This window comes from Bradyrhizobium iriomotense, assembly GCF_030160715.1.
GTDB classification, from domain to species: Bacteria; Pseudomonadota; Alphaproteobacteria; order Rhizobiales; family Xanthobacteraceae; genus Bradyrhizobium; species Bradyrhizobium iriomotense.
On the sequence record NZ_BSOW01000079.1, the window covers coordinates 1 to 8,443 of the forward strand.

The following is an 8,443-nucleotide window of genomic DNA, read 5'->3' on the forward strand; positions in this document are numbered from 1 at the left end:
ATTTCCGCGCGGCGTGACGGTTGATCTCGCGCTCGGCCGTGGCATGGCGCTCGCGCGCGGCGTTGAGCTCGCGCTGCGCGGCGCGCCAGGCCTCGCGCGTGGCGCCTTCGGTGCCGGCGGCCATCTGCAACTCGCCTTCCGCGTTCTCCAGCGCCTGGCGCTTGATCTGCGCGTCGATGCGGGCCTGCTCCAGCTCGTTCTCGATGTCGACGAGGCGGGCGCGTTCGGCAAGACGCCGCGCGGCGCCGGTCGGCGCGTGAGCGGCCGCGACAAAACCGTCCCAGCGCCAGACGTCGCCTTCCGGCGAGACCAGCCGCTGGCCGGTCTTGAGCTGCGAGACGAGCTCTGCGCCGCGCTCGCGCGGCACGACGCCGATTTGCGCCAGGCGGCGCGCAAGCTCGATCGGCGCCTGCACGTGATTGGCGAGCGGCACGACGCCCTCGGGGAGCGCCGGGTCGCCATCGGTGACGCCGGCATTGGTCCAGCGCATCGGCGCGGACGGATCGACGGGCGCATCGAGGTCGTCGCCGAGCGCGGCGCCGATCGCCTTTTCAAAACCCTTGTCGACTGTGATGCCGTCGATGATCGGCGGCCACAGATTCTTGGTCTCGCCGTTGACGATCTTGGAGATCGTGCGCGCCTCGGTCTCCAGCCGCTGCACGCGCTTGTCGGCCTCGTTCAGCGGTGAGCGCGCGGCTTCCAGCGTCTGGCGAGCTGCGACGTGCGCGGCTTCGCTCGCCTGCGCCGCGGCCTCCGAGGCCGCCAGCGTCTGCTCGGCGTTCTCGACGGCAGCGGTCAGCTCGTCGAGATCACCGAAGCCGCCGGTCTCATCCGCAAGCTTCTGCTCTTCGGCCGCGACGTTCGCGATCTCATGATCGAGACGAGCGAGGCGGTCGCGGTGCGTGCGGACATTGGCTTCGAGCTGGTTGCGCTTGGCGGTGAGGTCGGCGAGCGCGGTGGTCAGCTCGGAGAATTGCTGCTCGGCTTCGGTGAGCGTTGCCTCGGCCTCGGAGACGCGCTCGTCGACGCCGGAGCGCTTCTCGACACGCGACCTGATCTCTTCCTTCAGCTCCAGATCCTCGGCGTCGAGCCGCTGAAGCGCGACGTCGGCATCCATGGTCTGCTGCTGGGCGCGGGCGATGTCGCCCTCGAACTGCGTCAGCCGGCGCTCGAGCTCGGTGACGCGCTCCTTGGCGCGCTCTTCCTCGCGATCGAGCAGCTCGCGTGCATTGGTCAGCCGCTGGAGGCCGGCCGCGGCGCGCGCTTCGGCATCGCGCAGCGCCGGCATTCCGGCGGCGCGGATCGCCTGGATGCGGGCAGCTTCCGCCTGGTGCTGGGTGCGCTCGGCCATCTCGCGCACGGCGAGATCATGGGTGTGGCCGGAATCATTGACCTCGGCATGCGCGCCGATCCAGCGCAGATGGAACAGCGTCGCCTCGGCCTTGCGCACCTTGGCCGCGACCTCGCGATAGCGCACGGCCTGGCGGGCCTGCTTCTTCAGGCCTTCCATCTGGCCGGAGAGCTGGCCGATCACGTCCTCGACGCGGGTGAGGTTGGTTTCGGCTGCCTTCAGCCGCAGCTCGGCCTCATGGCGGCGGGCGTGCAGGCCGGCGACGCCGGCGGCATCTTCCAGCACGCGGCGGCGCTGCTCAGGTTTGGCCTGAATGATCTCGCCGATCTTGCCCTGGTGTACGAGGGCCGGCGAGCGCGCGCCGGTGGCGGCATCGGCGAACAGGATCTGCACGTCGCGGGCGCGCACGTCGCGGCCGTTGATGCGATAGACCGAGCCTGCCTCACGCTCGATGCGGCGGGAGATTTCGAGAAGCTGGCTGTCATTCATCGCCGCCGGCGCGGTGCGATCGGCGTTGTCGATCGTCATCGTCACTTCGGCGTGGTTGCGCGCGGGGCGATTGCCCGAGCCGGCGAAGATCACCGCGTCCATGTCGGCGGCGCGCAGCGATTTGTGCGAGGTTTCGCCCATCGCCCAGCGCAGCGCTTCGACCAGATTCGACTTGCCGCAGCCGTTCGGTCCGACGACGCCGGTGAGGCCCGCTTCGATCAGGAAGTCGGTGGGCTCGACGAATGACTTGAAGCCGTGAAGGCGCAGGCGGGTGATCTTCATAAAACACGCTTCTCTGTTGGCAGGACGCGAATCTCCCTGCCGTGACAATACCATAGAAGGCAAATGTCGGTGTCTGGGCTACCGCTTCGAGCGGCTTATGCACAAGCGACAATGGCTGCGCCGATGCTCAAGGGCAACCAGCCGGCAACGCTTTTCCCAAGGCTTTTGAAGCGCGAATCAGGATCAAAACGTGAAGATCAGCTCTTCAACAGCGGATTGATCTTCTTCGCGAATTCCTCGAACGAGGCCTCGCCCTTGATCTTCTCGCCGTTGATGAAGAAGGTCGGGGTCGAATCGACCTTCAGAACCTCGCTCGCGTATTTCTGGTCGGCGGCGATCTTGTCGAGCAGCGCCTGGTCCTTCAGGCAGGCTTCGACCTGGCTCTGGGACAGGCCCGCCTGCTTGCCGATCCGGGCAAGCGTCTCCGTGGTGTTCTTGGTCACCCAGTCGGCCTGCGAGCGGAACAGCATGTCGGTGACGGCGAAATATTTCGGCGCGTCGCCATTGGCGATGCAGCGCGACAGCATCGAGCCGGCGGCGGCTTTGATGTCGAGCGGGAACTCGCGGAAGATGTAACGCACCTTGCCGGTGTCGATGTATTCCTTCTTGATCTTCGGGAACACCTGCTCGTTGAAGGCCGCGCAATGCGGGCAGGTCATCGAGGCGAATTCGGTGATGGTGACGGCGGCGTTGTCCGGGCCGAGCGCCATGTCGGGCAGCGACACCGGCTTGGCGACATCGGAGGCGCTCTGTGCCAGGGCTTTAGGAATCATGGCTTCGGTGATGAGCCGCAGCGGCGACAACCCGGCGGCCACGGCAAGTCCGGTCAGCGAAAGCATCGTGGTGAAGACGCGACGGGTGATCATCAAAGGTCCAACTCCCGAAATTGGCGTGGGCACGCCCAAAGCTCCCCGATTGAGCGGCCTGTCGCTAGCTTGAAACCGCAATGGAGGCAATGGCGGGCCGCAATAACGGCTCCAGATTAGCGGCGGAATGAGGCTCAATTTCGCTTGATTGCGGCACCCAGCCGGGCCAGCGCGTCCCGCAATTGTTCATCTTCGATATTGCCGAGGGTCTCGGCCACCTTGGCTACGGCCCCGGCGTCGGGCGGGCGGGGTCGCGCCGGGCGGCCGCGGCTCGACAGGGGGGCTTGGCGGAAGGCGAGCTTGCCGACCGCATTCCAGCCGAAGAAGCGGTTGACCCGTTCCAGGATGACGTCGGCGGAATGCTGGATCTCCAGCGCCATCGGCCCCTCGACCCGCAGCACCAGCGTTGCCGGCTCCTGCGGCTGGCCCTCCACCGGCCGTGGCCATTGCATCTTCAACGGCTCCGAATGCGCGGCGATCTCCGAGCCGGCAATCTCGCCCCAGCGCGTCACCAATTCGCGCGCGGCAAAGCCCTGCTTGGCATAGGCCTCGGCAAAGACGTCGTTGAGCAGGATCGACAGCGGCTTTGCGCTGATGGGACCGGGTTTGGACATTGGGGCCTTATAGCACTGCGTCCCACGGGCAGAAATCACTCCGGCCGGACCTGGTCATCCAAGTGCGGAGCCCGCGAAGAAAAGGCGTGGATGCCCACGATGAGCGCGGGCATGACGTGGAGAGATCGGCGTTACCCGATTACAGTATCGGCATGAGCCCCAAGTCTGCCCTGAAGGCAAAATCGGAACCAGACCAGCCGGAGGTGATGGCGCGTCCGCTGGCGCTGCTCGCATGGTACGACCGCCATCGCCGCCGGCTGCCATGGCGCGCGGTGACGGGCGAGACGCCCGATCCGTATCGCGTCTGGCTCTCGGAGATCATGCTCCAGCAGACCACGGTCAAGGCGGTCGGGCCCTATTTCGAAAAGTTCGTCGCGCGCTGGCCTGACGTCACGGCCCTCGGCCGCGCCTCGCAGGACGACGTGCTGCGGATGTGGGCCGGGCTCGGCTATTATTCGCGGGCGCGCAATCTGCATGCCTGCGCTGTTGCGGTCGCGCGCGAGCGTGGCGGCGTGTTTCCCGATAGCGAGGAAGGTTTGCGGTCTCTGCCGGGCATTGGGCCCTACACCGCGGCGGCGATCGCCGCGATCGCGTTCGATCGGCGCACCATGCCGGTCGACGGCAATATCGAGCGGGTGGTGTCGCGCCTGTACGCCGTCGAAGAGGAATTGCCGCAGGCCAAACCGCTGATCCAGCAATTGGCGGCGACGCTGCTCGCCGATTCCCGCGCCGGCGACGAGAAGTCTCGCGCCGGCGACAGCGCGCAGGCGTTGATGGATCTAGGCTCCTCGATCTGCACGCCGAAGAAGCCGGCGTGTTCGCTCTGCCCGTTGAACGAGGATTGCCTCGCGCGGGCGAAAGGCAACCAGGAGACGTTTCCGCGCAAGGCGCCGAAGAAGAGCGGCGCGTTGCGGCGAGGTGCCGCCTTCGTCGTCGTCCGCGGCGATGAACTGCTGGTCCGCTCGCGGCCCGAAAAGGGCCTGCTCGGCGGCATGACCGAGGTGCCGGGGTCGGACTGGCGCGCCGGCCAGGACGAAAAGACCGCGCGCGCGCAGGCGCCTGAGATCAAGGGCCTCACGCGCTGGCAGCGCAAGCTGGGCGTGGTCACCCACGTCTTCACGCATTTCCCGCTGGAACTCGTGGTCTACACCGCCGAGGTCGACGGCCGAATCCGCGCGCCAAGGGGCATGCGGTGGGTGCCGATCGCAACGCTGGCGGATGAAGCGCTACCCAACGTCATGCGCAAGGTGATCGCGCACGGGCTGGATCTCTAGCTTCGCGCGCAGCCTCCTGACAGCATGCTGGCAGCAGCGCTGCGTTATCGGCAAGCGAAACGGAGGCTCCCGATGGTCAAGACTGCGCTCGATGATTTCAATATGCCGCCCTGTGCCAAGCTGCTGGGCTGGCGCCTGTTGGACGCCCGGCCCGAGGAGGGCTGGATCAAGCTTGGCTTCGAGGGCAAGCCCGAGTTCTGCAATCCTGCCGGCTTCATCCAGGGCGGCCTGCTCTCGGCGATGCTCGACGATACGATGGGTCCGGCAGTGCTGGTGATGAGCGAAGGCAGGCTCTATACGACGACTGTCAGCATGACCGTGAACTTCCTCGCGCCGGCCAAACCCGGGTCGATCGTCGCTGAGGCCAAAGTCACCCAGCTCGGCAAGACGATCGCGTTTGTCGAAGGGAAGCTGGTGGCCGAAGACGGCACGCTGCTTGCGACCGCCACCGCCAGCGAGCGGCTGCTCGATGCGGCAAGGGTGGTTCGCTGATACAGGTGCGGTGACCTTCTTCAAGCTGCCGGAACAGTGAGCAATACTTCCGCATCGGCATAGGCTGTACTACCAATGCGTGCAACAAGTTGATTTGCTCACGAATTCCTTGTGCACGCTATGAGCACGCCGACTCCGGCCGCGCGAGCATTGGTCCGGCGCATATTGTCGCAGCCCGACAGGAGACAGGTGAATGCGCGCAATCTGCAGGCGAATTGCGACGCTCGACGCATCGTCGACGCGACTTGCGGCAAAGTGGCCACTTCACATTTTCTTGTTTTCTGCGGAAGCTTCGATTGTAGATCGCCCGATAGAAATTTTTACAAAAGTTAAACGGGGCCATTTTTCAAAGTCGTGCTTTACTTAAGGCCTTGAGGTGCGCCATGGCGCTTGCGCTTATTGAGACCGGCCACTGCAACGTCGATCTCAAACCGTCCCCGATCGAGCCATCCTGGATCATTGAGGGAAACCCCGAAGCCCGCTCGCACCTGCTGTCGACCAGCGCGTGCGGCACTGCCACGACCCTGATCTGGTCCTGCACCGAGGGCAAGTTCAACTGGTACTACGATCTGGACGAGACGATCATGGTCCTTGAAGGATCAATGGTGATCGAGAGCGATGGCCTGCCGTCGAAACGCTACGGTGTCGGTGACGTCGTCTTCTTCCGCGAGGGCGCGCACGCCAAATGGCACATCGAAAAGTATGTGAAAAAGGTCGCCTTCCTGCGCCAGACCAATCCCGTTGGGCTCGGTTACGCCATCCGTGCCATCAACAAGCTGAAGCGGGTGTCCTCGGTGTTCGGCGGTCGTCGCGCCGGGTAACTCGCGCCCGTCAACTTCATTGCGGATTGAGCGGTGACGACCTACGTGCTCGCGCGCCGCCCATCCGCTTGCGACACGATCGGCGGCTTTGCGTTCAGGGCCTCGACCTGGAAGCCGGCGACGCGCTTGTAGTTCGCGGCGATGTCTTCCAGCTCCTTCTGCGACAGCACGTCGGTGACGATCTTGTAGCCGTTGGGCGCGCGTTCCTCGACGAGCTGCATCACCTGCTCAGGGCCGTTCTTGCGGTTGAGCAGCACGAGGTCCGTCGTTGCGGGGCGCCGCTCGGCCTCGTAGGCGACCAGCGCAGCATTCGTCAGTCCGTGTGCGAGAATCTCGCGGGTGATGACGCGGGCGTCGAGGATCGCCTGCGAGGCACCGTTCGAGCCGATCGGATACATCGGGTGCGCGGCATCGCCCATCAGCGTGACGCGGCCAAAGGTCCATTGCGAAACGGGATCGCGGTCGACCAGCGGATATTCGTAGGCGTGCGGGCAGTTCCGGATCAGGCCGGGCACGTCGAGCCAGTCGAACTGCCAGCTCTCGAACCACGGCAGAAACTCCTCCAGCCGCGCCGCGCGGTTATAGTCCTCGCGCCGCCACTGATAGGTCGGCGGCATGTGCCGCTCGGCGACCCAGTTGACCTGGTGGTTGCCGGACGCGTCCGGCGCCTTGGTGATGGGATAGCAAACGAATTTCAGGATCTCGTGCCCGGCCATGATCATGGTGCGGCCGGTGAGGAAGGCCTTGGCCGGCGTCACGCCGCGCCAGAGGATGCGGCCGTTCCAGATCGGCGCCCCCTCTTGCGGGTAGAGCTTTTCGCGCACGGCGGAATGGATGCCGTCGGCCGCGATCAGGAGCGCGCCTTCGTAAGCTCCGGCAGATTTGCCGGTCGCCTTGTCGATGAACTCGGCACGCACGCCGTCTGCCGTCTCATGCCAGCCGGTCAGATGATGGCTGGTCAGAATGTTCTCGCGGCCCAGCCGTTCGATTGCGGTGTCCAGCAGGAGCTGCTGGAGGATGCCGCGATGGATCGAGAATTGCGGCCATTTGTAACCGGCCTCCAACCCGCGCGGCTCGCTCCAGATCGGCTTGCCATGCTTGGAGAAATAGGCGAGCTCGCGGGTGCGCACGCCGCTCGCGTCGAGCTTGTCCATCAAGCCGAGCTCGATCAATTCGCGCACCGCATGCGGCAGGACGTTGATGCCGACGCCGAGCGGCTTCAGCTCGGCGACGCTCTCGAACACCTTTGCGGGAATGCCGATTCCCTGCAGGCTGAGCGCGAGCGTCAGCCCGCCGATGCCGCCGCCGGCGATGAGGATCGTCATGTCAAAACCCCTCCGATTGGCGGCGTCTTCGCATGGGGAGGCGGCTGTGGGCAACTGCGAAGGAGCGGCCTATGGACGTCGCGCCGGCCTGCCGCTAACGTTTCCCTTTCGGTACGAGGTCCCCCATGCTCAAGCTCTACTACGCCCCCGGCACCTGCGCGGTCGCCTCCCACATCGCCCTTGAAGAGGCCGGCGCCGACTACACGACCGAACGGCTCGACTTCAAAACCAACCAGCAGAACAGCCCGGACTACCTCGCGATCAACCCGAAAGGACGCGTGCCGTCGCTGGTCACCGATCGCGGCGTACTGACCGAGACGCCGGCGATGCTCGCCTATATCGCGCAAGTGTTTCCGAATGCGAAGCTCGCGCCGCTCGACGATGTCTTCGCGCTCGCGCAAGCGCAGTCGTTCAACTCCTATCTGTGCTCGACTGTGCACGTGGCGCACGCCCACAAGCTGCGCGGCGCGCGCTGGGCGACGGAAGAGACGTCGTTTGCGGACATGAAGCGGATGATCCCGAAGTCCATGGGCGCCTGCTTCGCGCTGATCGAGCAGAAGATGCTCAGGGGGCCCTGGGTGATGGGCGAGCAGTATACGATCTGCGATCCCTATCTCTACACGCTGTCGCTCTGGCTCGAAGGCGACGGCGTAGACATCAAGGTGACACCGAAGGTCGCCGATCACTTCAAGCGGATGTCCGAGCGGCCCGCCGTGCGCAAGGTGACGGACACGCACAAGGCGTAAGCTTCCGCGGGTCGTAGGGTGGGTTAGCCGAAGGCGTAACCCACCGCTTTGCCTCCCGCGCGGATGGACCTTGGTGGGTTACGCTGCGCTAACCCACCCTTGTATTAGCGCGATCGCTTATGATGGGTGCCGTTCCGTGAGGAATGGCCCAGCCCGGGTGACGGCCCGAGCTGGGTCGCCGTT

General features: G+C 65.3%; 8 protein-coding genes. 4 read left to right on the forward strand and 4 right to left on the reverse strand.

The genetic code is table 11. The annotated features are described in order from the left end of the window. The 3 genes from QQL28_RS45035 to QQL28_RS45045 all read right to left on the reverse strand — a co-directional run. Positions 1–2,122: chromosome segregation SMC family protein (locus QQL28_RS45035; protein ID WP_284276278.1), on the reverse strand; the 2,122-nt coding region annotated here is incomplete at its 3' end. Between the two features lie 197 nt (positions 2,123–2,319). Continuing rightward, positions 2,320–2,991 (reverse strand): DsbA family protein, encoded by a 672-nt coding sequence (locus tag QQL28_RS45040; RefSeq protein ID WP_284276280.1) that lies wholly within the window; start codon positions 2,989–2,991, stop codon positions 2,320–2,322. Positions 2,992–3,122: 131 nt separating this feature from the next. Beyond that, positions 3,123–3,602 (reverse strand): DUF721 domain-containing protein, encoded by a 480-nt coding sequence (locus tag QQL28_RS45045; RefSeq protein WP_284276282.1) that lies wholly within the window; start codon positions 3,600–3,602, stop codon positions 3,123–3,125. 152 nt (positions 3,603–3,754) lie between these two features. Here QQL28_RS45045 and mutY point away from each other — a divergent pair, with 152 nt between their 5' ends. From mutY to QQL28_RS45060, 3 genes are all read left to right on the forward strand, one after another. Continuing rightward, entirely contained in the window at positions 3,755–4,876 is a 1,122-nt protein-coding gene (gene mutY / locus QQL28_RS45050; protein ID WP_284276284.1) for an A/G-specific adenine glycosylase, read from the forward strand. A gap of 72 nt (positions 4,877–4,948) precedes the next feature. Continuing rightward, positions 4,949–5,368 (forward strand): PaaI family thioesterase, encoded by a 420-nt coding sequence (locus tag QQL28_RS45055; protein ID WP_284276286.1) that lies wholly within the window; start codon positions 4,949–4,951, stop codon positions 5,366–5,368. 383 nt (positions 5,369–5,751) lie between these two features. Beyond that, entirely contained in the window at positions 5,752–6,189 is a 438-nt protein-coding gene (locus QQL28_RS45060) for a cupin domain-containing protein (protein WP_284276288.1), read from the forward strand. A 41-nt stretch (positions 6,190–6,230) separates the two neighbouring features. Here QQL28_RS45060 and QQL28_RS45065 read toward each other — a convergent pair whose 3' ends face one another. Next, the gene (locus tag QQL28_RS45065; protein ID WP_284276290.1) at positions 6,231–7,514 is read right to left on the reverse strand and encodes a flavin-dependent oxidoreductase; all 1,284 of its coding nucleotides are present in this window, start codon (positions 7,512–7,514) and stop codon (positions 6,231–6,233) included. A 125-nt stretch (positions 7,515–7,639) separates the two neighbouring features. Here QQL28_RS45065 and QQL28_RS45070 point away from each other — a divergent pair, with 125 nt between their 5' ends. After that, entirely contained in the window at positions 7,640–8,260 is a 621-nt protein-coding gene (locus QQL28_RS45070; protein ID WP_284276292.1) for a glutathione S-transferase family protein, read from the forward strand. Positions 8,261–8,443: the final 183 nt, after the last annotated feature.

What these genes read in the sequence shown, in the direction of transcription:
- QQL28_RS45055 (WP_284276286.1), top strand. Translation starts at nt 4,949, where the DNA reads ATGGTCAAGACTGCGCTCGATGATTTCAATATGCCGCCCTGTGCCAAG.
- QQL28_RS45060 (WP_284276288.1), top strand. Translation starts at nt 5,752, where the DNA reads ATGGCGCTTGCGCTTATTGAGACCGGCCACTGCAACGTCGATCTCAAA.
- mutY (WP_284276284.1), top strand. Translation starts at nt 3,755, where the DNA reads ATGAGCCCCAAGTCTGCCCTGAAGGCAAAATCGGAACCAGACCAGCCG.
- QQL28_RS45070 (WP_284276292.1), top strand. Translation starts at nt 7,640, where the DNA reads ATGCTCAAGCTCTACTACGCCCCCGGCACCTGCGCGGTCGCCTCCCAC.
- QQL28_RS45045 (WP_284276282.1), bottom strand. Translation starts at nt 3,602, where the DNA reads ATGTCCAAACCCGGTCCCATCAGCGCAAAGCCGCTGTCGATCCTGCTC.
- QQL28_RS45065 (WP_284276290.1), bottom strand. Translation starts at nt 7,514, where the DNA reads ATGACGATCCTCATCGCCGGCGGCGGCATCGGCGGGCTGACGCTCGCG.